19 protein-coding genes are annotated in these 24,338 nt (G+C 72.1%); 14 read left to right on the top strand and 5 right to left on the bottom strand.

Features of this window, described 5'->3' with window-relative positions; genetic code table 11:
- Positions 1–9 precede the first annotated feature (9 nt).
- The 4 genes from ACWC5C_RS06800 (at position 10) to thpR (ending at position 4,132) form a co-directional block, all read left to right on the top strand.
- Positions 10–1,485 carry an NCS2 family permease gene (locus ACWC5C_RS06800; RefSeq protein ID WP_450874414.1) on the top strand — a complete coding sequence of 492 codons (1,476 nt, stop codon included), beginning with the start codon at positions 10–12 and terminating at the stop codon, positions 1,483–1,485.
- Positions 1,486–1,599: 114 nt separating this feature from the next.
- Positions 1,600–2,064, top strand: a complete 465-nt coding sequence (locus ACWC5C_RS06795; protein ID WP_450874412.1) for a MarR family winged helix-turn-helix transcriptional regulator — start codon at positions 1,600–1,602, stop codon at positions 2,062–2,064.
- 33 nt (positions 2,065–2,097) lie between these two features.
- Positions 2,098–3,465 carry an MFS transporter gene (locus tag ACWC5C_RS06790; RefSeq protein WP_450874411.1) on the top strand — a complete coding sequence of 456 codons (1,368 nt, stop codon included), beginning with the start codon at positions 2,098–2,100 and terminating at the stop codon, positions 3,463–3,465.
- Positions 3,466–3,550: 85 nt separating this feature from the next.
- Entirely contained in the window at positions 3,551–4,132 is a 582-nt protein-coding gene (thpR, locus tag ACWC5C_RS06785; protein WP_450874409.1) for an RNA 2',3'-cyclic phosphodiesterase, read from the top strand.
- A 215-nt stretch (positions 4,133–4,347) separates the two neighbouring features.
- On the opposite strand, the gene ACWC5C_RS06780 is transcribed toward thpR, so the two are convergent.
- Together ACWC5C_RS06780 and ACWC5C_RS06775 are read right to left on the bottom strand one after the other, a co-directional pair.
- Positions 4,348–5,346 (bottom strand): aldo/keto reductase, encoded by a 999-nt coding sequence (locus tag ACWC5C_RS06780; protein WP_450874407.1) that lies wholly within the window; start codon positions 5,344–5,346, stop codon positions 4,348–4,350.
- Positions 5,347–5,521: 175 nt separating this feature from the next.
- A complete protein-coding gene (locus ACWC5C_RS06775; protein ID WP_450874405.1) occupies positions 5,522–6,025 on the bottom strand; it encodes a hypothetical protein in 504 nt (167 codons plus the stop codon).
- A 309-nt stretch (positions 6,026–6,334) separates the two neighbouring features.
- On the opposite strand from ACWC5C_RS06775, the gene ACWC5C_RS06770 reads away from it, so the two are divergent.
- Entirely contained in the window at positions 6,335–7,363 is a 1,029-nt protein-coding gene (locus ACWC5C_RS06770) for a hypothetical protein (RefSeq protein ID WP_450874403.1), read from the top strand.
- Positions 7,364–7,461: 98 nt separating this feature from the next.
- Here ACWC5C_RS06770 and serC read toward each other — a convergent pair whose 3' ends face one another.
- Positions 7,462–8,580 (bottom strand): phosphoserine transaminase, encoded by a 1,119-nt coding sequence (gene serC / locus ACWC5C_RS06765; protein ID WP_450874401.1) that lies wholly within the window; start codon positions 8,578–8,580, stop codon positions 7,462–7,464.
- Positions 8,581–8,781: 201 nt separating this feature from the next.
- Here serC and ACWC5C_RS06760 point away from each other — a divergent pair, with 201 nt between their 5' ends.
- Entirely contained in the window at positions 8,782–11,640 is a 2,859-nt protein-coding gene (locus ACWC5C_RS06760) for an FAD-binding and (Fe-S)-binding domain-containing protein (protein ID WP_450874399.1), read from the top strand.
- 7 nt (positions 11,641–11,647) lie between these two features.
- Here the strand turns inward: ACWC5C_RS06760 and ACWC5C_RS06755 are convergent, their stop codons facing one another.
- Positions 11,648–12,271: a hypothetical protein gene (locus tag ACWC5C_RS06755; protein ID WP_450874397.1), complete on the bottom strand. Its 624-nt coding sequence runs from the start codon at positions 12,269–12,271 to the stop codon at positions 11,648–11,650.
- 234 nt (positions 12,272–12,505) lie between these two features.
- Between ACWC5C_RS06755 and ACWC5C_RS06750 the strand changes: the two genes are divergently transcribed.
- The 8 genes from ACWC5C_RS06750 (at position 12,506) to ACWC5C_RS06715 (ending at position 22,819) form a co-directional block, all read left to right on the top strand.
- Entirely contained in the window at positions 12,506–13,300 is a 795-nt protein-coding gene (locus ACWC5C_RS06750; RefSeq protein WP_450874395.1) for a TIGR03084 family metal-binding protein, read from the top strand.
- Between the two features lie 71 nt (positions 13,301–13,371).
- Complete coding sequence (locus ACWC5C_RS06745) at positions 13,372–14,991, top strand: acyclic terpene utilization AtuA family protein (RefSeq protein ID WP_450874704.1); 1,620 nt, start codon at positions 13,372–13,374, stop codon at positions 14,989–14,991.
- A complete protein-coding gene (locus ACWC5C_RS06740) occupies positions 14,988–16,586 on the top strand; it encodes an acyl-CoA carboxylase subunit beta (protein ID WP_450874393.1) in 1,599 nt (532 codons plus the stop codon). The genes ACWC5C_RS06745 and ACWC5C_RS06740 overlap by 4 nt, the downstream gene beginning before the upstream one ends.
- Before the next feature lie 11 nt (positions 16,587–16,597).
- Complete coding sequence (locus ACWC5C_RS06735) at positions 16,598–18,553, top strand: acetyl/propionyl/methylcrotonyl-CoA carboxylase subunit alpha (protein ID WP_450874391.1); 1,956 nt, start codon at positions 16,598–16,600, stop codon at positions 18,551–18,553.
- Positions 18,550–19,695 (top strand): acyl-CoA dehydrogenase family protein, encoded by a 1,146-nt coding sequence (locus ACWC5C_RS06730; RefSeq protein WP_450874389.1) that lies wholly within the window; start codon positions 18,550–18,552, stop codon positions 19,693–19,695. The genes ACWC5C_RS06735 and ACWC5C_RS06730 overlap by 4 nt, the downstream gene beginning before the upstream one ends.
- Positions 19,696–19,776: 81 nt before the next feature.
- A complete protein-coding gene (locus ACWC5C_RS06725; protein ID WP_450874387.1) occupies positions 19,777–21,381 on the top strand; it encodes an AMP-binding protein in 1,605 nt (534 codons plus the stop codon).
- Positions 21,378–22,190, top strand: a complete 813-nt coding sequence (locus ACWC5C_RS06720; RefSeq protein WP_450874385.1) for an enoyl-CoA hydratase family protein — start codon at positions 21,378–21,380, stop codon at positions 22,188–22,190. The genes ACWC5C_RS06725 and ACWC5C_RS06720 overlap by 4 nt, the downstream gene beginning before the upstream one ends.
- Complete coding sequence (locus ACWC5C_RS06715) at positions 22,187–22,819, top strand: TetR/AcrR family transcriptional regulator (RefSeq protein ID WP_450874383.1); 633 nt, start codon at positions 22,187–22,189, stop codon at positions 22,817–22,819. Before ACWC5C_RS06720 ends, ACWC5C_RS06715 begins: the two co-directional genes overlap by 4 nt.
- A 28-nt stretch (positions 22,820–22,847) precedes the next feature.
- Here the strand turns inward: ACWC5C_RS06715 and ACWC5C_RS06710 are convergent, their stop codons facing one another.
- Positions 22,848–23,951, bottom strand: coding sequence for a citrate synthase 2 (locus ACWC5C_RS06710; protein ID WP_450874381.1), 1,104 nt, complete (start codon positions 23,949–23,951; stop codon positions 22,848–22,850).
- Between the last annotated feature and the right edge of the window lie 387 nt (positions 23,952–24,338).

Here is a 24,338-nt window from a genome sequence, read left to right as displayed (position 1 = left end):
GGTCCATCCATGTCTCCCTCGGCCAGCGAGCCGGTCGATGCCGCACAGCAGGCACCGACACCTCCCATGAACCGCCTTGCCTTCTTCGACAGGTACTTCAAGATCAGCGAGCGCGGCTCCTCCCCGTCCCGGGAGATCCGCGGTGGCCTGGCCACCTTCTTCGCGATGGCGTACATCATCGTGCTGAACCCGATCATCCTCGGATCGGGTCAGGACATGTACGGGCACCATCTGAACAACGGCCAGCTGGTCACCGCGACCGCCCTGATGGCGGGCCTGTCCACGCTGCTCATGGGCGTCATCGGCAACGTCCCGATCGCCCTCGCCGCGGGCCTCGGCATCAACGCGGTCGTCTCGCTCCAGCTCGCCCCCAAGATGAGCTGGCCGGACGCGATGGGCATGGTCGTCCTCGCCGGTGTGGTGCTGATGATCCTGGTCGCCTCCGGGCTGCGGCAGCGCGTGATGGACGCGATCCCCGGCGGGCTGCGGCGCGCGATCGCGATCGGCATCGGCCTGTTCATCGCCCTGATCGGACTGGTCGACTCCGGCTTCGTCACCCGTAACCCGGACGCGGCGCACACCACCGTTCCGCTGGGCCTCGGCATCGAGGGCAAGCTGCAGGGCTGGCCGGTGCTGATCTTCGTGGCCGGTCTGGCGCTCACGTTCGTGCTGGTCGTCCGCAAGACCCGGGGCGCGATCCTCATCGGCATCGTGGTCATGACGCTGGCCGCGATCGCGATCAACGCCGTCACGAAGACCCCGGACGCCAGCTGGGGCCTGACCGTGCCCAACGTGCCGGACACGCTGGTGTCGACCCCGGACTTCGGGCTCGTGGGCCAGGTCAGCCTGTTCGGCGGATTCGAGAAGGTCGGCGTCCTGACCGGCTGCCTCTTCGTCTTCACGGTCCTGCTGTCCGGCTTCTTCGACGCGATGGGGACGATCATCGGCGTCGGCGAGGAGGCCGGGCTCACGGACGAGCGCGGCCAGCTGCCCGGCATGGGCCGGATCCTGATGGTGGACGGCGTCGCGGTCGCGGGCGGCGGCTTCGGCTCGGCCTCCGCCAACACCTGCTTCGTGGAGTCCACGGCGGGCGTCGGGGAGGGTGCGCGCACCGGTCTCGCCAACGTGGTGACCGGCGGGCTCTTCCTGCTCGCGCTGGTCTTCACCCCGCTCGCCAAGGTCGTCCCCTCGCAGGCCGCGACCCCCGCGCTGGTGGTCGTCGGCTTCATGATCATGGCGGCGAACGTCAAGGAGATCGACTGGAGCGACTCCACGATCGCGGTCCCGGCCTTCCTGACCATGATCTCGATGCCGTTCACGTACAGCATCACCAACGGCATCGGCCTCGGCGTGCTGTCGTACCTGCTGCTGCGCGTCGCGACCCGGCGGGTCCGGGACATCCCGTGGCTGCTGGCCGCCGTGGGGTTCTGCTTCCTGGTCTACTTCCTGCTGCACCCGATCGAGCAGGCGCTCGGCGTGGTGTGATCCGGTGTGATCCGGGTGTGTCCCGGCGCTCACCCATCACTCGCATGGGTGAGTGGCCCAGGACACCCGTATCGGGGTTTTCATTAGACGAGGTAATGAGTTATGCTAAAGACCATGCCGGATCCGTCCCGCCTTCCGTCGTCCGCGACGGAAGCGCCCCTCGATGACGCGGCCGCGGTGAGCGCTCTGCGGTCGGCCGTGATGCGTCTGTCACGACGGCTGAAGCATCAGCGCGTCGATGAGTCGCTGAGCCCCACGGAGATGTCGGTGCTGGGCACCCTCGCCGGGTGCGGCTCCGCCACCCCCGGCGAGCTGGCGCGGAAAGAGCATGTCCAGCCGCCGTCGATGACGCGCATCGTGGCTCTGCTGGAGGCCAAGGGACTGGTCAGGCTGGAGCCGCACCAGGAGGACCGGCGGCAGAAGGTCGTGTCGCCGACCGAGCGGGCCGAGGTCATGCTCGAAGAGAGCCGGCGCAAGCGCAATGCCTGGCTGAGCGACATGGTCGGGCAGCTGTCCGAGGACGAGTGGGAGACGCTGCGCGCCGCCGCGCCCGTCCTGGAGAAGCTCGCGCATATGTAAGAGCAGGTCGAGCAGCCAGGAGGCGAACGAAATTTGAGTACGGGACCCGGAGCAGACTCCGCACCCGCACCGAACACCGACTCACCTTCCGCCGGAACCACGGCGGGCCCCGCCAAGGGCGGAATGTTCCGTTCACTCAGGGTCCGCAACTACCGGCTCTTCGCGACCGGTGCCGTGATCTCCAACACCGGCACCTGGATGTCGCGGATCGCCCAGGACTGGCTGGTTCTGAGCCTCACCGGCTCCTCCACCGCGGTCGGCATCACCACCGCGCTGCAGTTCCTGCCGATGCTGCTCTTCGGGCTGTACGGCGGCGTGATCGCCGACCGGTACCCCCGGCGGAAGCTGCTGCTCTTCACGCAGGCCGCGCTGGGCCTGTGCGGTCTGGCGCTCGCCGCCCTCACCCTGAGCGGCCACGTTCAGGTCTGGCACGTCTACCTGATCGCGTTCCTGCTCGGCCTGGTCACCGTCGTCGACAACCCGACCCGCCAGGTCTTCGTCAACGAGATGGTCGGCCCCCGCGACCTGCGCAACGCGGTCAGCCTCAACTCCGCGAACTTCCAGTCCGCCCGGCTGATCGGCCCCGCCGTCGCCGGTGTCCTGATCACCGCCGTCGGCAGCGGCTGGGCCTTCCTCATCAACGGACTCTCCTTCGGCGCCCCGCTCATCGGCCTGCTGCTGATGCGCACCGGTGAAATGCACCCGGTCAAGCGCGCGCCGCGCGGCAAGGGCCAGCTGCGCGAGGGTCTCGCGTACGTCGGCAGCCGTCCCGATCTGCTGTGGCCGATCGTCCTCGTCGGCTTCATCGGCACGTTCGGCTTCAACTTCCCGATCTGGCTCAGCGCCTTCGCCGACGATGTCTTCCACGCCGGGCCCGGTACGTACGGCCTGCTCAACACCCTGATCGCGGCCGGTTCTGTCACCGGCGCCCTGCTCGCCGCGCGCCGCGTCACCACCCGGCGCAGGCTGCTGGTCGGCGCCGCGCTGCTGTTCGGCGTGCTGGAGATGGCCGCCGCGGTGACCCCGTTCTTCTGGCTCTTCGCCGCGCTGATGGTGCCGGTCGGGATCTTCAGCCTGACCTTCAACGTCACGGCCAACTCCAGCGTCCAGCTCGCCACCGACCCCGAGATGCGTGGCCGGGTGATGAGCCTGTTCATGATGGTCTTCGTGGGCGGCACCCCCATCGGCGGCCCGCTGATCGGCTGGGTCACCGACACCTGGGGCGCCCGGGTCGGCTTCGCCGTCGGCGGTCTGATCTCCGCCATCGCGGCGGTCGTGGTGGGCCTCGCCCTGGCCCGCGCGGGCGGTCTGCGGCTCAAGGTGGCCTGGCGCCGTGGCCATCCGCAGGTGGCCTTCGTGCCGAGGGTGCAGACGGAGGACCGGCTCGCTCCGGCGGCGTGAGGTGCCATGAGACGCCTTGGCAGGGATCGACGCCGATGAGGGCCTGACACGGATGAGTCGTGACACCGATGAGGGCGTGACACCGATGAGACTCTTCGCCGCCGTGCTGCCGCCCGAACCGGCCCTGGCCGAGCTGGGGACGTACGTCGACGCACTGCACCGGCTGCCCGGCGCCGACACCCTCCGCTGGACCGAGCGCCCCGGCTGGCATCTGACCCTCGCCTTCTTCGGCGAGGTCACCGACGACGTCCGCCCCGAGCTGGACACCCGGCTGGCCCGCGCCGCCCACCGCCACCACCCCCACGAGGTGCGGCTGGCGGGCGGCGGCCGGTTCGCCGACCGGGCCCTCTGGGCGGGGGTGGCGGGCGATCACACCGCCCTGCGGCGGCTCGCCGACTCCGTCGCCGCGGGGGCCCGGCGGTCCGGGATCGCCACGAACCGGGACCGCCCGTACCACCCGCATCTCACCATCGCGCGCAACCGCTCCGGCGCCCCCGGGGCCACTGCCACCCGCCTCGCGCCCTTCGCCGAGGGCCTCACCGGCTTCGAGGGCCGCGGCTGGACGGTGGGGGAGCTGAGCCTCGTACGCAGCCATCCGCCGACCCCCGGGGCGCCCGGGGCGCAGCCCCGGTACGAGGTGGTGGCGGCCTGGCCGCTGGGCGGCTGAGCGGTCCGGCTAACCTCGGAGTGTGAATCCGAAGACCCGAAACATGATCATGAGTGGTGCCCTGGTGATGATCCTCGTCGTGGTGGCCGTCGCGGCCGCCTTCGGAGGATGAGCCGCCGGGGCGGTCCGAACCGTCAGGGGGTGTGACCGCACACGGTCACACCCCCTGCGTACTGCCTGCCGGTGCCTGGTAGGACTACCAGGGCGCGGTGGGACTACCAGGCGAACGCCTCGGGCGACGGTCCCGGGCCCGGGAAGATCTCGTCCAGCCCGGCCAGCACCTCGTCGCTCAGCGTCAGCTCGGACGCCCGTACCGCCGAGGCCAGCTGCTCGGCCGTGCGCGGACCCACGATGGGCCCGGTGACCCCGGGCCGGGTCAGCAGCCAGGCCAGGGCCACCTCGCCGGGCTCCAGGCCGTGCTTGTCGAGCAGGTCCTCGTAGGCCTGGACCTGCTCGCGCACCGCCGCGTTCTTCAGCGCGTCGGCGGCCCGTCCGCCCGAGGTGCGGGCACCGGCGCCGCCCGCCTGCTCCTTGCGGATCGCGCCGCCGAGCAGCCCGCCGTGCAGCGGGGACCAGGGGATGACGCCGAGGCCGTACTCCCGCGCGGCCGGGATGACCTCCATCTCGGCGCGCCGCTCGGCCAGGTTGTAGAGGCACTGCTCGCTGACCAGGCCGTACGAAGCGCGGCGCCGGGCCGTCTCGTTGGCCTGGGCGATGTGCCAGCCCGCGTGGTTGGAGGACCCGGCGTACAGGATCTTGCCCTGCTGGACGAGGACGTCGATGGCCTGCCAGATCTCGTCCCATGGCGTCGCGCGGTCGACATGGTGGAACTGGTAGAGGTCGATGTAATCGGTGCCCAGCCGCTTGAGGCTGGCGTCCACGGCCTGGCGGATGTTGAGCGCCGAGAGCTTGTCGGTGTTGGGCCAGGGCTCGCCGTCGGCGGCCATGTTGCCGTACACCTTGGTGGCGATGACGGTCTTCTCGCGCCGTCCGCCGCCCTTGCCGAACCAGCTTCCGACGATCTCCTCGGTGCGGCCCTTGTTCTCGCCCCAGCCGTACACATTGGCGGTGTCGAAGAAGTTGATGCCCGCGTCGAGCGCAGCATCCATGATCGCGTGGCTGTCGGCCTCATCGGTCTGCGGGCCGAAGTTCATGGTGCCGAGGACCAGTCGGCTGACCTTGAGACCAGTACGTCCGAGCTGCGTGTACTCCATGAGACCCAGCCAATCCCTTGGAGTGCGCTCTAATCAAGGGCCCCGATGTTCCAGGCCCCTTGATTCCAGGCCCCTTGATTCCAGAAACCCCGGAGGCCCGCTTTTTGGCCCCCCGTCGCGGTCAAAAAGCGGGCTACCGGAATCTCCGGAATGCGGGTTGTTTCAGTTTCCGGATTTAGCGCCCGGAGCGGGTCTTCAGGAATCCGAGGACACCGAAGACGAGAATCATCAGCGCGCCGATCAGGGCGATGTAGATTCCGGGTCCGGGTGTGAGGTCGTACAGCTTGGCCGCCTGCTCGGCCGCCTTTTCGGCGACGCTGGCGGAAACCCCTTCGTCATCCTGGAGCTTCTGGGCGAGCAGCCGCTCGGGAGATGCCATGTTGATGGCGAGGATGATCGCCGTGGCAAGCCCGGTGGCCGCGCCGATCAGATAGACGACCCCCTTCTTGGTGGCCAGGGCGGCGAGCATCAGCACCGCCCCGACAGCGGCGATGATCAGCGTGATCACACCGTCGCCGTCGATGCCCTTGACACCTCCGTCGGCGCTGTCGGAGGTGGACACGACCCAGTTGACGCAGGAGCCCGCCAGTGCGATGACCGCACCGACTGCCCCCAGCACCGCGAACTTCTTCGGCGGTGCGGCCGCCGCGCCTCCGCCCGGGTTTCCGGCGGAATGCATCGGCGGTGGCGCGGTTTGCGCAGAAGAGGAATGGCTGTATTCGCTCATGGGTAGAGACGTTAGAGGCGGCCATTCTTGAAAGCAATGGCGCCGCCCGCTTTGCCGTCAATGCCCGATAAATTTCTGTCGCACGTAATCCCAGGATGGATTCAAATAATCCGCGGGTTATTTACGCGCCCCGACCGCCACGAATTATTTACGTACGTGATCCGTCCGTAATTCACGAGGGGGCGTGCCGGACCGTGGCAACGCGCCCCGGGCGGCCGTAACGCGCTGTCGGTGCCCCGCCGGGATGGCAGGCTTGGGCCCATGCGTCCGTATGCGTACGTCCTCGGTGCCGCCGTGCTGGCGGCTCTGCCCGTCGCCGTTCCCGCTCCCGCGGCGGCCGACGACTCGTCCCCGTCCTCGTTCACCATCGAGGACCCCCGCATCACCGAGTCCAGCGGGCTCGCCGCGAGCCGGGCCCATCCCGGCGTCTACTGGACGCACAACGACAGCTCGGACGGGGCGTACGTCTACGCCGTCGACAGCAAGACCGGAAAGACGGTCGCCCGGGTCGAACTGCGCGGCATAGGCCGCCCCCGGGACGTGGAGGCGATCTCGATAGGCCCCGACGGCAATGTGTACGTCGGCGACATCGGCGACAACCTCGGCGGCACCTGGCCGCACGTATGGATCTACCGCTTCCCCGAGCCCAAGGTCCTGAAGGACACCACGGTCACCGCCACCCAGTTCACCGTGAAATACGAGGGCGGGGCGCGGAACGCCGAGGCGATGATGGTCCACCCGAAGACCGGGCGGGTCTACATCGCCAGCAAGAGCGACGAGAACCCCGGGCTGTACGAGGCGCCCGCCACGCTCTCCCCGCAGGGCACCAACGTCTTCCGCCGGGTCGCCGACCTCGACATGGAGGTCACCGACGGCGCGTTCGCCCCGGACGGCAGCCGCTTGGTGCTGCGCGGCTACTTCGCGGCGTCCGAATACCGCTGGACGAACGGCAAGCCGCAGGATCTGAAGGAGCTGAAGGACGAACCGGGGCTGCCGATCCAGCGCCAGGGCGAGTCGGTGACGTTCACCCCCGACGGCGGCACGCTCATGTACGGCACGGAGGGCCCGGGCAGCAAGGTCACCGCGGTGGACCTGGGCGGGGACCTGCTGCCGGACGCGACGGCGAAGAAGCAGAAGAAGGACGGGGAGTACTCCTCGCGTCCCGACGGCAAGGATCAGAGTTCCGAGGACGAGAAGAACAGCACCCTGCTGAAGGGGGCGCTCACCTTCGGCGCCGCGATGGCGCTGTTCCTGGGGCTGAAGCGGCTGGTCCGCCGCCGCCCGCAGTAGGCGTACGTCCGCAGTAGGCATGCGGAAGGGCCCGGGGCGCTGTGCCCCGGGCCCTTGTCGCTACGTACGCCACGTACGCCACGTACGCTGCGTACGCCTCACAGGTGCTCGATGACGTAGTCCACGCAGGCGGTCAGCGCCTCGACGTCGGCCGGGTCGACGGCCGGGAACATCGCCACCCGCAGCTGGTTGCGGCCCAGCTTCCGGTACGGGTCGGTGTCCACGATGCCGTTGGCGCGCAGCACCTTGGCGATCGCGGCGGCGTCGATCTCCTCGCTGAAGTCGATCGTGCCGATGACCTGCGACCGCTTGGCCGGGTCGGTGACGAACGGGGTGGCGTGCTTGGACTCCTCGGCCCAGCCGTACAGGGTGCGCGAGGAGGTGGCGGTGCGCCGCACGGCCCAGTCCAGGCCGCCCTGCCCGTTCATCCACTCCAGCTGGTCGGCCAGGAGGAAGAGCGTCGAGAGCGCCGGGGTGTTGTACGTCTGGTTCTTCAGCGAGTTGTCGATCGCGGTCGGCAGCGAGAAGAACTCCGGGACGTGGCGGCCCGACCCGTGGATCCGGGCGGCGCGCTCCAGCGCGGCCGGGGAGAAGATCCCGATCCACAGCCCGCCGTCCGAGGCGAAGGACTTCTGCGGCGCGAAGTAGTAGACGTCCGTCTCGGCGATGTCGACGGGCAGACCGCCCGCGCCGGACGTCGCGTCGACCAGCACCAGCGACCCCTCGTCGGCCCCGGCCACCCGCTGGATGGGCATCGCGACACCGGTCGAGGTCTCGTTGTGGGTCAGGGCGTAGACGTCCGTACCCGCCTCGGCCCGCGCCTCCGGGTGGGTGCCGGGGTCGGAGGAGATCACGGTCGGCTCGGCCAGCCACGGCGCGAGCTTGGCCGCCTTCGCGAACTTCGACGAGAACTCGCCGAAGGACAGGTGCTGGGACTTGTTGTCGATCAGGCCGTGGGTCGCCACGTCCCAGAAGGCGGTGGAGCCGCCGTTGCCGAGGACGACCTCGTAGCCCTCGGGGAGCTGGAACAGTTCGCGCACGCCGTCGCGCACCTGGCCGACCAGGTTCTTGACCGGGGCCTGCCGGTGGGAGGTGCCCAGCAGCGAGCTGCCGGTCGCGGCGAGGGCGCTGAGCGCCTCGGTGCGTACCTTGGAGGGGCCCGCGCCGAAGCGACCGTCGGCGGGCTTGATGTCTTCGGGAATCCGGATCTCAGCCACGACCGAAGCCTAATCCGTCGGAACCCGGCATTCAGTAGAGGGTCCATTCGCTGAGACGAACCGTCCACGGATGGGGACAGTGAGCGCTCTCATGTTGACGCGGCGGCCGTCATCGGGTCCGTGCAAAGTGATCCGTGATCACGTCCGGGAAACACAGATTGGACGTTCTCTTGGGGATCCTCGCCGGGGAACATGGGATGTATGGCTGAGCACGAGGCACAGGCGGACGAGGCACAGGCACACGAGGCACAGGCAGGCGAGCTGGAGCGGGCGCTGAGCCGGGCCGTCCACGGGGACGTCTCCTTCGACGCGGCGAGCCGGGCCCTGATGACCATGGACGCGTCGAACTACCGGCGCGTGCCGACCGGTGTCGTCGCCCCGCGCGACGCGGACGACGTGGCGGCGGCGCTGGCCGTCTGCCGGGAGCACGGCGTGCCGGTGGTGGCGCGCGGCGCCGGGACGTCCATCGCCGGGCAGGCGACCGGGCTCGGGGTCGTCCTCGACTTCACCCGCCACATGCGGGCCATCCGGTCCCTCGACCCGGAGCAGCGCACCGCCGTCGTCCAGCCCGGCGTCATCCTGGACGACCTGCGGACCGCCGCGGGCGCCCATGGCCTGACCTTCGGCCCCGACCCGTCGACCCACAGCCGCTGCACCCTCGGCGGCATGATCGGCAACAACTCGTGCGGCTCCCACTCGGTGGCCTGGGGCACCACCGCAGACAACGTCCACGCTCTGGACGTCGTGACGTACGGCGGCGAGCGGGTCCGCGCCGCGCAGGGCCTCGACGCGCTCCCCGCCCGGCTCCGCGACGGCATGCGCTCCCTCGCCGGGGAGCATCTGGCGCTGCTGCGCACCGGCTTCCCCGAGCTGCCCCGCCGCATCTCCGGCTACGCGCTGGACGAGCTGCTGCCCGAGAAGAACGCCGACGTCGCCCGTGCCCTCACCGGTAGCGAGGGCACGCTCGGCGTGCTCACCGAGGCGACCGTACGGCTCGTCGAGGCGCCCGCCGCCCGGGCGCTGGCCGTGCTCGGCTACCCCGACGAGTCCGCCGCGGCCGAGGCCGCCCACACCCTGCTGCCGTACGGGCCACTCACCGTCGAGGGCATGGCCGCCGACCTGGTCGTGGGCGCGTCGGGGCTGCCCAAGGGCGGCGCCTGGCTGTTCGTGGAGGTCGGCGGCGCGGGGCGCGAGGAGGCGTACGCCCGCGCGGAGGAGATAGCGCGCGCCGCCGCGCACGCCACCACCGATCACACCGTGGTCGCCGATCCGGCCGGGCAGCGCGCGCTGTGGCGGGTCCGGGAGGACGCCTCCGGCACCGCCACCCGCATGCCGGACGGCAGCGAGGCCTGGCCCGGCTGGGAGGACTGCGCCGTACCGCCCGCCCGGCTCGGCGCGTACCTCCGCGACTTCCGCGCCCTGCTCGGCCAGCACGGGCTGCGCGGCACGCCGTACGGGCACTTCGGCGACGGCTGCATCCACGTCCGCATCGACTTCGACCTGCGCGAGGCCGGGGTGCGGGTCTTCCGCGACTTCTCCACCGACCTCGCCGACCTCGTCGTCGCCCACGGCGGCTCGCTCTCCGGCGAACACGGCGACGGCCTGGCCCGCGCCGAGCTGCTGCCCCGCATGTACGGGGACGAGATGGTCGGCCTCTTCCACCGCTTCAAGGACCTGTGGGACCCGGCGAACGGCCTCAACCCCGGCGTCCTCGCCCGCCCCCGCCGCCTCGACCAGGACCTCCGCTTCGACGTCCTGCCGAGGCGCCCGGTCGACGTCGAGTTCGGCTACCCGCACGACGGCGGCGACTTCTCGGCCGCGGTGCGCCGCTGCGTCGGCGTCGCCAAGTGCCGCAACGAGTCGGTGTCCGGGGCCTCTGTCATGTGCCCCTCGTACCGCGCGACCGGCGAGGAACAGCACTCCACCCGCGGCCGCGCCCGCCTGCTCCACGAGATGCTCGCGGGCGAGGTGGTCCGCGACGGCTGGCGCTCGGAGGAGGTCCGGGACGCGCTCGACCTGTGCCTGTCCTGCAAGGGCTGCCGCAGCGACTGCCCGGTCGGGGTGGACATGGCCACGTACAAGGCCGAGTTCCTGCACCACCACTACGAGGGCCGGGTGCGCCCGGCGGGCCACTACTCGATGGGCTGGCTCCCGGTATGGCTCCGGGCGGCGGCCTCTGTTCGGGCCGCCCCGGTGGCCAACGCGGCTTCCAGCGTCGGCCTTCTCTCCACCCTGGCGAAGCGGATGGGCGGCATCGCCCCGGAGCGCGACATCCCGGAGCTGGCCCGCGAGCCGTTCACGAGGTGGTGGCGCGGCCACGCCCGCACCGCGCCCCGAGCCCCGGAGTCGGCCCGTACCGTCGTCCTCTGGCCCGACACCTTCACCAACTACCTCTCCCCGTCGGTCGGCCGGTCCGCCGTCGCGGTACTGGAGGCGGCGGGCCTACGGGTCGTCGTACCCCCCAAACCGGTGTGCTGCGGCCTGACCTGGGTCTCCACCGGCCAGCTGGACCGCGCCCGCGCGGTCATGCGGCGCACCCTGGACGTCATGGCCCCGGCCCTCGACGCCGGTCTGCCGGTCGTCGGCCTCGAACCCAGCTGCACGGCCGCCCTCCGCACCGACCTCCCCGAACTCCTCGGCGAAGCCGACCCCCGAGCCGCCCGCCTGGCCTCGTCCGTGCAGACCTTCGCCCAGGCCCTGGAGACCCACGCCCCCGACTGGCAGCCCCCACAGATCGACCGCCCGGTCGTCGGCCAGACCCACTGCCACCAGCACGCCGTCCTCGGCGACGCCGCCGACCGCCGCCTCCGCGAACGCGCGGGCCTCACCGGCGAACTGAGCGGCGGCTGCTGCGGCCTGGCGGGCAACTTCGGCTTCGAGGCGGGCCATTACGACGTCTCGGTCGCCTGCGCGGAGGACCAGCTGCTCCCCTCCGTACGCAACGCCGACCCGAACGCCGAAGTCCTGGCCGACGGCTTCTCCTGCCGCACCCAACTGGACCACCTCACCGACCGCCCGTCCCGCCACCTGGCCGAACTCCTGGCGGACCGGCTGCGCTGACCGGGTTCTACTGGTGGGCGCTGATCACGCCGCCCGCGCTGAGCACGATGGAGCTGCCGTTGGCGTCGAGACCGGCGTCCTTCTGGTTGGCCTCGATCGTGGCGGCCTCGCCGTCGTGGCCGAGGATCTGCGCGCGGTAGTGGAGTTCGCCGACCTTCGTGACCTTGGCCGTCCAGCCGCCCGCGATCTTGAAGGTGCCCGGGCCCTGGTGTTCGCCGCCCATCCAGGAGCGGACCTCGCCGCCCGTCGTGACCACGACGTACATGCCGTTGGCGTCGAGACCGGCGTCGCGCTCGTTCGCCTCCAGCGTGGCCAGTTCGTCGCCACCGTTGACGATCTTGACGCGGTAGTGCAGGTCGCCGAGCTTGTAGATCTCGGCCGTGCTGCCGTCCACCAGCTTCTGGGTGCGGGACGGCGATGCCGCGTTGTTCGCGGTGCCCGCCTTGTTGCCGACCTTGGCGTCGGAGCCCTGGGCCCCGGTGGAGGACTCGGCGGAGGCCGCGGGCTTCGCGTCGGCGGTGTCCGAGCCGGAGCAGGCGGTCAGGCTGAGCCCGGCGGCGGCGATGAGGGCCGCGGCGGCGACGCGCAGGGTGCGGCTACGAGCGGTACGGGCAGTGGTGTTGGAGCGCATTTCGGGTCCCCCCGGGGTGGTCGGTGTCGTTGTCTCTTCGGTACGTCCACCACTTTGGTCGGGGCCGCTACCGAAGGGCTGCCGTGCCGCTAACACCCGGCTAACGCGCTGGCGGGGGTCCGTCAAAAATCATGCAAGCACGCTTGATTGTTTCTCGCGGCGCTGCCACGCTCACTCCCAACGCTCCGCACACCCCGCACACCCCACACACCCGCACGGCGACGGGAGTCCCGCGTGTCCGATACGGAAGCTCTGCTCGGCGATCTGCGTGCCGAGGGCGAGGAGTTGGACGGTCTGGTGGCCGGGCTCGGGGACGCGGCGTGGCGTACGTCCACACCGGCGGCCGGGTGGAGCATCGCGCACCAGATCGCCCACCTCGCCTGGACCGACGCGCGGGCCGTGCAGGCGGCCGAGGACCCCGAGGGGTTCGCCGACGAGGTGCGGAATGCCTTCGCCGCGCCGGAGCGGTTCGTGGACGAGGGCGCCGAGCGCGGCGCGGCCGACCCGCCCGACGTGCTGCTGCGGCGCTGGCGGGAGGGGCGGGAGCGGCTGACGCGGGTGCTCGCCGCGCAGCCGCCGGGCGCCCGGCTCCCGTGGTACGGGCCGCCGATGAGCGTCATGTCGATGATCACGGCCCGGCTGATGGAGACCTGGGCGCACGGCCAGGACGTCGCCGACGCGCTGGGCGTGCGCCGCACCCCCACCGCCCGCCTGCGCCACGTGGCCCGCATCGGCGTACGGGCCCGGGGGTACGCCTACGCGGCGCACGGCCTGGAGCCGCCCGCCGAGGAGTTCCGCGTCGAACTCACCGCCCCGGGTGGTGAGGTGTGGACGTACGGCCCCGAGGACGCGCCCCAACGCGTCACGGGCCCGGCGCTCGACTTCTGCCTGCTGGTGACCCAGCGCGTGCACCGTGACGACGTGGCGGTACGGGCCGAGGGCGCGGACGCGGACCACTGGCTGGACATCGCCCAGGCCTTCGCGGGCCCGCCGGGCAGGGGGCGACGGCCGGGCGGGGGTGGCGCGTGACGGCGGCGGGGGTCCTTCGGGTCGGTAATGCCTCCGGGTTTTACGGGGATCGATTCGACGCCGTGCGCGAGATGTTGACCGGTGGGCCGCTCGATGTGCTGACCGGGGACTATCTCGCCGAGTTGACCATGCTCATCCTCGGCCGGGACCGGGCCAAGGATCCGGCGCGGGGTTATGCCACTACCTTCCTACGGCAGTTGGAGGACACCCTCGGGCTCGCCGTCGAGCGCGGGGTACGGATCGTCGTCAACGCGGGTGGGCTGAATCCGGGCGGGCTGGCCGAGGCGATCCGGGGGCTCGCGGAGCGGGTCGGGGTCGGGTGCCGGGTCGCGCATGTGGAGGGGGACGATCTGCTGGGGGCGCGGGACTGGGGGCCCGGGGTGGTCAGTGCCAATGCCTACCTCGGGGGCGGCGGGATCGCCGCTTGTCTGCTGGCCGGGGCGGATGTCGTCGTCACCGGGCGGGTCACCGACGCCGCGCTCGTCACCGGGCCCGCCGCCGCGCACTTCGGGTGGGCGGCGGACGACTGGGACGCGCTGGCTGGGGCCGTGGTCGCCGGGCATGTGCTGGAGTGCGGGACGCAGGCGACCGGCGGCAACTACGCGTTCTTCCATGAGATTGGTGATCTGCGCCGCCCCGGTTTCCCGCTCGCGGAGATCCATCCGGACGGGTCGGCCGTCGTCACCAAGCACGCCGGCACCGGCGGTGCCGTCACCGTCGGCACCGTGACCGCGCAGCTGCTGTACGAGACGGCGGGCGCCCGCTACGCCGGGCCGGACGTCACGGCCCGCCTGGACTCCGTACGGCTCACCCAGGACGGCCCCGACCGGGTGCGGATCGACGGCGTACGGGGTGAGGCGCCGCCGCCGACGCTCAAGGCCGGGCTGACGCGGCTCGGAGGGCACCGCAACGAGGTGGTGTTCGTCCTCACCGGGCTCGATATCGAGGCCAAGGCCGCGCTCTTGCGGGGGCAGATGGAGGCGGCCCTCGCCGAAAGACGCCCCGCCGAGATGCGGTGGGAACTGGCCCGTACCGATCACGCCGACGCGGCCGTGCAGGAGGAGGCGAGCGCCCTGCTGCGGCTCGTCGTGCGGGACCGCGACCCCGACACCGTGGGGCGGGCGGTCAGCGGCGCGGCCGTGGAGCTGGCGCTGGCCAGCATCCCCGGCTTCCACGTCACCGCCCCGCCCGGGAAGGGCACCCCGTACGGGGTGTTCGAGGCGGCGTATGTCCCACAGGCCGCAGTGCCGCACATCGCCGTCCTGCCGGACGGCACCCGCACCGCGATCCCCCCGGCCCCGGACACCCGGCACCTGATGCCCATCGACGAACCGCCGCTGCCGCCACCCCTCCACGGCCCCACCCGCCGCGCCCCGCTCGGCGCGGTCGCCGGGGCGCGCAGCGGCGACAAGGGCGGCAGCGCGAACGTCGGCGTGTGGGTGCGCACGGACGATGCATGGCGATGGGTGGCCCACGCGCTCACCGTCGATCGGCTTCGCGAACTCCTCCCGGAGGGAGCCGAATTGCACATCACCCGCCACCAACTACCCCACCTGCGCGCCCTCAACTTCACCCTCGACGGCCTGCTCGGCGAGGGCGTCGCCGCGCAGGCCCGCTTCGACCCGCAGGCCAAGGCCGTCGGCGAATGGCTGCGCTCGCGACACCTCGACATACCGGAGGTACTGCTTTGACCGTGCTCGCGTCCGCGCTCGACCCCGCAGGCGCCGACTACACGGCCCACCGCGAGGCGATGCTCGCCAAGCTCACCGCGCTGGAGGCCGAACACGCCAAGGCACTGGCGGGCGGCGGTGAGAAGTACACCGCGCGGCACCGCAAGCGCGGCAAGCTGCTCGTCCGGGAGCGCGTCGAACTCCTCCTGGACCCCGATACGCCCTTCCTGGAGCTGTCCCCGCTCGCCGCCTGGGGGAGCGACTACCCGGTCGGCGCCTCCGTCGTCACCGGCATCGGGGTGATCTCCGGCGTCGAGTGCCTGATCAGCGCGAACGACCCGACCGTACGCGGCGGCGCCAGCAATCCGTGGACGCTGAAGAAGATCCTGCGCGCCCATGAGATCGCCCGCGTGAACCGGCTCCCCGTCGTGAGCCTGGTCGAGTCCGGCGGTGCCGATCTCCCCTCCCAGAAGGAGATCTTCATCCCCGGCGGCGCCATCTTCCGCGACCTGACCCGGCTGTCCGCCGCCGGGATCCCGACCGTCGCGGTCGTCTTCGGCAACTCCACCGCCGGAGGCGCGTACATCCCGGGGATGTCCGACCACGTGATCATGGTCAAGGAGCGGTCGAAGGTCTTCCTCGGCGGGCCGCCGCTGGTCAAGATGGCCACCGGCGAGGAGAGCGACGACGAATCCCTCGGCGGCGCCGAGATGCACGCCCGCACCTCCGGGCTCGCCGACTACTTCGCGACCGACGAGCCCGACGCCCTCCACCAGGCGCGCCGCGTCGTCGCCCGCCTCAACTGGCGCAAGGCGCACCCCGATCCGGGCCCGGCCGAGCCGCCGAAGTACGACGCCGACGAGCTGCTCGGCATCGTCCCCGGCGACCTCAAGGTCCCCTTCGACCCGCGCGAGGTGATCGCCCGGATTGTCGACGGCTCCGACTTCGACGAGTTCAAGCCGCTGTACGGGGCGAGCCTGGCCACCGGCTGGGCCACGCTCCATGGCTATCCGGTCGGCATCCTGGCCAATGCCCAGGGGGTGCTGTTCAGTGAGGAGTCGCAGAAGGCCGCGCAGTTCATCCAGCTCGCCAACCAGCGCGACATCCCGCTGCTCTTCCTCCACAACACCACCGGCTACATGGTCGGCCGCGCCTACGAACAGGGCGGGATCATCAAGCACGGCGCCATGATGATCAACGCGGTCTCCAACTCGCGCGTCCCGCACCTCTCCGTCCTCATCGGCGCCTCGTACGGCGCGGGCCACTACGGGATGTGCGGCCGCGCGTACGACCCCCGCTTCCTCTTCGCGTGGCCCAGCGCCAAGTCCGCCGTCATGGGCCCGCAGCAGCTGGCCGGGGTGCTGTCGATCGTGGCCCGCCAGTCCGCCGCCGCGAAGGGGCAGCCGTACGACGACGACGGCGACGCCGCGCTGCGCGCCATGGTGGAGCAGCAGATCGAGTCCGAGTCGCTGCCGCACTTCCTCTCCGGGCGGCTGTACGACGACGGCGTCATCGACCCGCGCGACACCCGCACCGTCCTCGGCCTCTGCCTCTCCGCCCTCCACACCGCGCCCGTCGAGGGGGCGCGCGGTGGCTTCGGCGTCTTCCGGATGTGAGTGAGGAACCCGTGATTCGATCGCTCCTCGTCGCCAACCGCGGCGAGATCGCCCGCCGCGTCATCCGCAGCTGCCGCGAACTCGGCATCGCCACGGTCGCCGTGCACTCCGACGCGGACGCCGACGCTCCGCACGTACGGGAGGCCGACACCGCCGTACGGCTGCCGGGTGACGCCCCCGCCGATACGTACCTCCGTGGCGACCTGCTGACCAAGGCCGCCCTGGCGGCGGGCGCCGACGCCGTCCACCCCGGCTACGGCTTCCTCTCCGAGGACGCCGCCTTCGCCCAGGCCGTCCGCGACGCCGGGCTGCTGTGGGTCGGGCCGCCGCCCGCGGCGATGCAGGCCATGGCCTCCAAGACCCGCGCCAAGCGGCTGCTGCGCGACGCGGGCGTGCCGCTCCTCGGCTCCCTCGACCCCGCCGAGGTCACCGCCGAGGACCTGCCCGTCCTCATCAAGGCGGCGGCGGGCGGCGGCGGGCGCGGCATGCGCGTCGTACGGGACCTGGAAGCGCTCGCCGCCGAGCTGACCTCCGCCCGCGCGGAGGCGGCATCGGCCTTCGGGGACGGCGAGGTGTTCGTCGAGCCGTACGTCGAGGGCGCCCGGCACGTCGAGGTTCAGGTGCTGGCCGATACGCACGGCACCGTCTGGTCCCTCGGCACCCGCGACTGCTCGCTCCAGCGCCGCCACCAGAAGGTCATCGAGGAGGCCCCGGCGCCGGGGCTCGGCGACGAACTGCGGCGCCTGCTGGAGGAGTCTGCGGTGAGCGCGGCGCGGGCCATCGGGTACGAGGGCGCGGGCACCGTCGAGTTCCTGGTCTCGTCGGCGGGCCGGGCGTACTTCCTGGAGATGAACACCCGCCTCCAGGTCGAGCACCCGGTGACGGAGGAGGTGTACGGGCTGGACCTGGTGGCGCTGCAACTGCGGGTGGCGGAGGGCCAGCCCCTGGCCGCCGAGCCCCCCACCCCGAGCGGCCACGCGGTCGAGGCGCGGCTCTACGCGGAGGACCCGGGCCGGGGCTGGCAGCCGCAGGCGGGCGTGATGCACCGCCTCGATGTCAGGGGCCCGCGCGTCGACTCCGGCATCGCGGACGGGGATGTGATCGGCGTCCACTACGACCCCCTGCTGGCCAAGGTAATCGCCTGGGCACCCACCCGCGCCGAGGCACTGCGGCGGCTGGCCCACGGGCTGGAGCGCGCCCGGATCCACGGCCCGGCCACCAACCGTGAGCTGCTGGTACGGGCCCTGCGGCACCCGGAGTTCGAGGCCGGACGCATGGACACCGGCTTCCTCGAACGCCACCTCGACGCCCTCACCGAAGAGAACGGGGAAGGCGTAGCGCTGGCCGCCCTCGCCGCCGCCCTGGCCGACGCCGCGCAGCGGCCCGCGACCGCGACCGTGGCGGGGCGCCTCGGCGGCTGGCGGAACGTACCGTCGCAGCCGCAGATCAAGACGTACCGCGCGGCGGACGGCACCGAGCACGAGGTCCGCTACCGGCTCACCCGCGACGGCCTCGCCGCGGAGGGCTTCCCGGACCTGCGGCTGCTGAAGGCGACCCCGAGCCATGTGGTCCTCGAAGCAGACGGCATTCGGCGGCAATTCGACGTTTCGCGGCACGGTGACCGTATATATATCGACGCGCCCATAGGCGCGCACGCCCTCACGCCCCTGTCCCGCTTCCCCGACCCCACCGCCCGCACCGCGCCGGGCTCCCTGCTCGCGCCCATGCCCGGCACGGTGGTGCGGATCGCCGACGTCGCCGTGGGCGACCACGTAAGCGCGGGCCAGCCGCTGCTGTGGCTGGAGGCGATGAAGATGGAGCACCGCGTGACGGCCCCCACCGCCGGGGTGCTCACCGCGCTGCACGCCGCCGAGGGCCGTCAGGTCGAGGTCGGGGCGCTGCTCGCGGTCGTCACGGCGGAGGAGGAAGAACCCACCACCACGAACCCCGGACGGAGCCGCACATGAGCCAGGCCCAGGCGCACACTCCCGTCGACACCCCGGAACAGGCCGACCTCCGCGCCGCCGTGGCGGCCTTCGGCAGGGACAACCTCGACACCTCCACCCCCGACCTGTGGACCAGGGCGGGCAAGCTCGGCTACCTCGGCGTCAACCTCCCGGAGGCGTACGGCGGCGGCGGTGGCGGCATAGCCGAGCTGTCCATCGTGCTCGAAGAGCTGGGCGCGGCAGGCTGTCCGCTGCTCATGCTGGTCGTGTCGCCCGCGATCTGCGGCACGGTGATCGCCCGGTACGGCACGGAGGCGCAGAAGTCCCGCTGGCTGCCGGGGCTGGCGGACGGCAGCGTGACGATGGCGTTCGGCATCACCGAGCCGGACGCCGGGTCGAACTCGCACCGGATCACCACCACCGCCCGCCGCGAGGGCACGGGCTGGGTGCTGAGCGGCCGTAAGGTCTTCATCTCCGGTGTGGACATCGCCGACGCCACCCTGATCGTCGGCCGCACCGAGGACGCGCGCACCGGCAAGCTCAAGCCGTGCCTGTTCATCGTCCCGCGTGACACCCCCGGCTTCTCGTACCGCCACATCCCCATGGAACTGGCGGCGAACGAGAAGCAGTTCGAGGTCGTCATGGACGACGTACGGCTCCCGGCGGACGCGCTCGTCGGCGACGAGGACGCGGGTCTTGCGCAGCTGTTCGCGGGGCTCAACCCGGAGCGGATCATGACGGCGGCGTTCGCCCTCGGGATGGGCCGCCACGCGCTGGCGAAGGCCGTGGACTACGCGCGGACCCGGCAGGTGTGGAAGGAGCCGATCGGCGCGCACCAGGCGATCGCGCATCCGCTCGCGCAGGCCCACATCGAGGTGGAGCTGGCCCGGCTGATGATGGCGAAGGCGGCGTACCTGTACGACGCGGGCGACGACGCGGCCGCCGGGGAGGCGGCCAACATGGCGAAGTACGCGGCCGGGGAGGCGGCTGTGAAGGCCGTGGACCAGGCGGTGCACACGCTGGGCGGGAACGGCCTGACGGAGGAGTACGGGCTCGCCAAGCTGATCACGGCGGCTCGGGTGGCGCGGATCGCGCCGGTCAGCCGGGAGATGATCCTCAACTTCGTCTCCCACCAGACGCTCGGGCTGCCCAAGTCGTACTGATCGATGTCGTACTGATCGACAGGGCGGGGCAGAACGGACGGGTAGGCCACAGACAGGCACAGCGACCCGAGGGGAGCGGCCATGGTGCTGCGCAGCGAGTTTCCCGATGTCCCGCCCGTCGATCTGCCCATTCACGACGCGGTCCTGGGGCGCGCGGCGCGGGAGTTCGGGGACCGTACGGCGCTGATCGACGGGGTGACGGGGGAGAGCGTCGATTACGCGGCGCTGGACCACGCCACGCGCCGGATCGCCGCCGAACTGGCGGCGGCGGGAGTGCGCAAGGGCGAGGTGGTGGCGCTGCACAGCCCCAACTCGGTGATGTATCCGATGGCGTTCTACGGGGTGACCCGCACGGGCGCGGCGGTGACCACGGTGCATCCGCTGGCGACGGCGGAGGAGTTCGCGGGGCAGCTGCGGGACTCGGCGGCGACATGGATCGTCACGGTGTCGCCGCTGCTGGGGGTGGCCCGGGTGGCGGCGGAGCAGGCGGGCGGGGTCCGCGAGATCTTCGTATGCGACACGGCGGGCGAGGCGGGCGGCCACCGTTCGCTGCGCGACATGCTGGCGGGCACGGCGCCGGAGCCGGTGGTGGAGATCGACCCGGCGGAGGACGTGGCAGTGCTGCCGTATTCGTCGGGGACGACGGGCAGCCCGAAGGGCGTGATGCTCACCCACCGCAGCGTGGCCACCAACCTGGCGCAGGTGGAGGCGATGGTTCCGACGCGGCCGGGCGAACGGGTGCTCGCGGTGCTGCCGTTCTTCCATGTGTACGGGCTGACGGCGCTCATGAACGCCCCGCTGCGGGCCGGGAGCACGGTGATCGTGCTGCCGCGCTTCGAGCTGGACCAGTTCCTGACGGCGATCGAGCGGTACGAGGCGCAGGCGCTGTACGTGGCGCCGCCGATCGTGCTGGCGCTGGCCAAGCATCCGGCGGTGGCGCGGCACGACCTGTCGTCCGTGCGGTACGTGCTGTGCTCGGCGGCGCCGCTGGACGCGCGGCTGGCGGAGGCGTGCGCACGGCGGCTGGGCGTACCGCCGCTGCTGCAGGCGTTCGGGATGACGGAGCTGTCGCCCGGCTGCCATCTGGTGCCGAGAGAAGCGGAGGACGTGCCCCCGGGGACGGTCGGGAAGCTGCTGCCGGGCACCGAGATGCGCATCGTGGGGATGAACGGCGGCTCTCATGACGGCCGGGACGTGGCGGCGGGGGAGGACGGGGAGATCCTGATCCGGGGCCCGCAGGTGATGAAGGGCTATCTGGGGCGGCCCGCCGACACGGCGGCCATGATCGACGCGGACGGCTGGCTGCACACCGGCGACGTCGGCCATGTGGACGCGGACGGCTGGCTGTTCGTGGTGGACCGGGTGAAGGAGCTGATCAAGTACAAGGGCTACCAGGTCGCCCCGGCCGATCTGGAGGCCGTGCTGATCGCGCACGAGGCCGTCGCCGACGCCGCCGTGATCGGCGTGACGGACGCGGACGGCAACGAGATCCCGAAGGCGTACGTGGTGCGCGGGCCCGGCGCCCGGATCTCGGAGGACGAGCTGATCGCGTACGTTGCCGGGAAGGTGGCCCCGTACAAGAAGGTGCGGCGCGTCGAGTTCACGGACATCGTGCCGCGGTCGGCCGCCGGAAAGATCCTGCGGCGCGAACTGCGCGCCAGGGAGAGGAGTTCGACCACCCCATGACCGACCCCCATGCCGACGCTGAAGCGCCTTTGGTGCGCTCGTCCGACGACCACGGCATCCGGACGCTCACGCTCGACTCGCCGCACAACCGCAACGCGCTCTCCGTCCGCCTGGTCGCCGAGCTGCGCGCCGGGCTGGCGGCGGCCGGGGCGGACCCGGAGGTCCGGGCGGTGCTGCTCACGCACACCGGCAACACGTTCTGCGCGGGCGCGGATCTGCGCGAACCCCCGGCGGTCTCGGGTGCGTCGGGGCTGGTCGCGCTGTTGCGCGCGATCGTGGAGCTGCCCAAGCCGGTGGTCGCGCGGGTCACCGGGCATGTGCGGGCCGGTGGCCTTGGACTGCTCGGGGCGTGCGACATCTCGGCGGCGGGGAGCGGCGCGAGCTTCGCGTTCACCGAGGCGCGGCTCGGGCTGGCCCCCGCCGTCATATCGATGCCGCTGCTGCCCCGCCTGGACGCCCGCGCGGCGGCCCGCTACTACCTCACGGGGGAGCGGTTCGACGCCGCCGAGGCGGCCCGGATCGGCCTGGTGACGGTGGCGGACCCGGAGGGCGACGCGGACGGGGCGCTCGCGCCCGTGCTGGACGGGCTGCGGCGCGGCTCCCCGCAGGGCCTGGCGGAGTCCAAGCGGCTGGTGACGGCGGAGGTGCGGCGGGCGTTCGACCGGGACGGGGAGGAGCTGGCGGAGCTGTCGGCGCGGCTGTTCGCGTCGGCGGAGGCGCGGGAGGGGATGACGGCGTTCCGGGAGCGCCGGGACCCGGCGTGGGTGACGGAGACCGGGGCGGACACCGGAGCGGAGGCCGGGAAGTGAGCCCCGGTACGTCCCCCCGTACGCCGTCCCGTACGCCCCCGCGCGACCCCAAGCAGGACCGCAGCCGCGCGACCCGGCAGCGGCTGCTGGAGGCCGCCGTGGCGTGCCTCGCCGCGCACGGCTGGGCGGGGTCGACGGTGTCGGTGGTCGCGGAGCGCGCCGGGGTGTCCCGGGGCGCGGCCCAGCACCACTTCCCGACCCGTGAGGACCTGTTCACGGCCGCGGTCGAGCATGTCTCGGAGCAGCGCTCGGCGGAGCTGCGTGCCCTCGCCCCGGCGGGCGAGGGCACGGCCCGTACGCACGCGGTCGTCACCGAACTCGTCGACCTGTACACCGGCCCGCTGTTCCGGGCCGCGCTGCAGCTGTGGGTCGCGGCGTCGTACGAGGCCCAGCTGGGCGCCCGGGTCACCGTCCTGGAGGCCCGTATCGGCCGTGAGACCCACCGCATGGCGGTGGAGCTGCTGGGCGCCGACGAGACGGTCCCGGGGGTCCGGGAAGCCGTGCAGGGCCTGCTCGACATGGCCCGCGGCCTCGGCCTGGCCAACCTGCTGACGGACGACAGCGCGCGCCGGGAGCGGGTGGTGGCGCAGTGGTCGCGGATCCTGGACGAGGTAGTGGGCACGGCCTAGGGGGCGGGGAGCACCCCCGCCCCACCCGCTACCGGCTGGGGATCTCCCCGTACCCGTCGATGTCGTGCGGGCTGCGCGTCCCCGGTCCGATGTACCGCGCCGAGGGGCGCACGAGGCGGCCGGTCCGCTTCTGCTCCAGGATGTGCGCGCTCCAGCCCGCCGTGCGCGCACAGGTGAACATCGACGTGAACATGGGCGCCGGGACCTCCGCGAAGTCCAGCGTGATCGCCGCCCAGAACTCGACGTTGGTGGCCAGCACCCGGTCCGGCCGCCGGTTGTGCAGCTCGTCCAGGGCGGCCCGCTCCAGCGCCTCGGCGACCTCGTAGCGCGGCGCCCCCAGCTCCTTGGCGGTGCGCCGCAGGACGCGCGCCCGCGGGTCCTCGGCGCGGTAGACCCGGTGCCCGAAGCCCATCAGCCGCTCGCCCCGGTCGAGCGCCTTCTTGACGTACGCGGTGGCGTCCCCGGTGCGCTCGATCTCCTCGATCATCCCGAGCACCCGCGAGGGCGCGCCGCCGTGCAGCGGCCCGGACATGGCCCCGACCGCGCCGGAGAGCGCGGCGGCGACGTCGGCGCCGGTGGAGGCGATGACGCGGGCGGTGAAGGTGGAGGCGTTCATGCCGTGCTCGGCGGCGGAGGTCCAGTACGCGTCGACGGCGGCGACGTGCTTGGGGTCGGGCTCGCCGCGCCAGCGGCGCATGAAGCGTTCGACGATGGTCTCGGCCTTGTCGATCTCCCGCTGCGGCACCATCGGCAGGCCCTGCCCGCGCGCCGACTGGGCGACGTACGACAGCGCCATGACGGCCGCGCGGGCGAGGTCGTCGCGGGCCCGGTCCTCGTCGATGTCGAGGAGCGGTTTGAGGCCCCAGACGGGCGCGAGCATGGCCAGCGCGGACTGCACGTCGACCCGGACGTCGCCGGAGTGCACCGGGATGGGGAAGGGCTCGGCGGCGGGCAGCCCGGGGTTGAAGGCGCCGTCGACCAGCAGGCCCCAGACGTTCCCGAAGGACACATGGCCCACCAGGTCCTCGATGTCGACGCCGCGGTAGCGGAGCGCGCCGCCCTCCTTGTCGGGTTCGGCGATCTCCGTCTCGAACGCGACGACTCCCTCGAGTCCGGGTACGAAGTCGGACATCGGGCGGCTCCTCATGATGTGGACGGCGGGTCCGGCCCCGGGACGGCTCCGCGGCCAGTGGCTCGCGGTCCGTACCGGATACCCGGTGATGTGCCCCGTGCGCGCGGTGGTCACCCAGCAGGGGCGTAAACCGGCGCCGGGGCACCGCGCTGACAGGCGCATGGTCGGCCACGGCGCGGTGGACGCGCCAGTCACGGGGGCGCGTGAGAAGTGGCACACCGCTTGTGCGGCGGGCGGAGGGTTATGGATCCCCGGTGCGGGGGAGAGGGGGGATCGCTCTTTCGGGGTACCCCGTGCGGTGGACCGGTGATGTTGCAAGATATGCCCGTGTCCCACGTTGACCCGGAGCCCCCGGCTTCCCCCTCGGCTTACTCCGCGCGCACGTAC

This window comes from Streptomyces sp. NPDC001700 (assembly GCF_053596435.1).
Note: the sequence above shows the minus strand (reverse complement) of the source record. Positions and strands in the feature narration are given on the sequence as shown.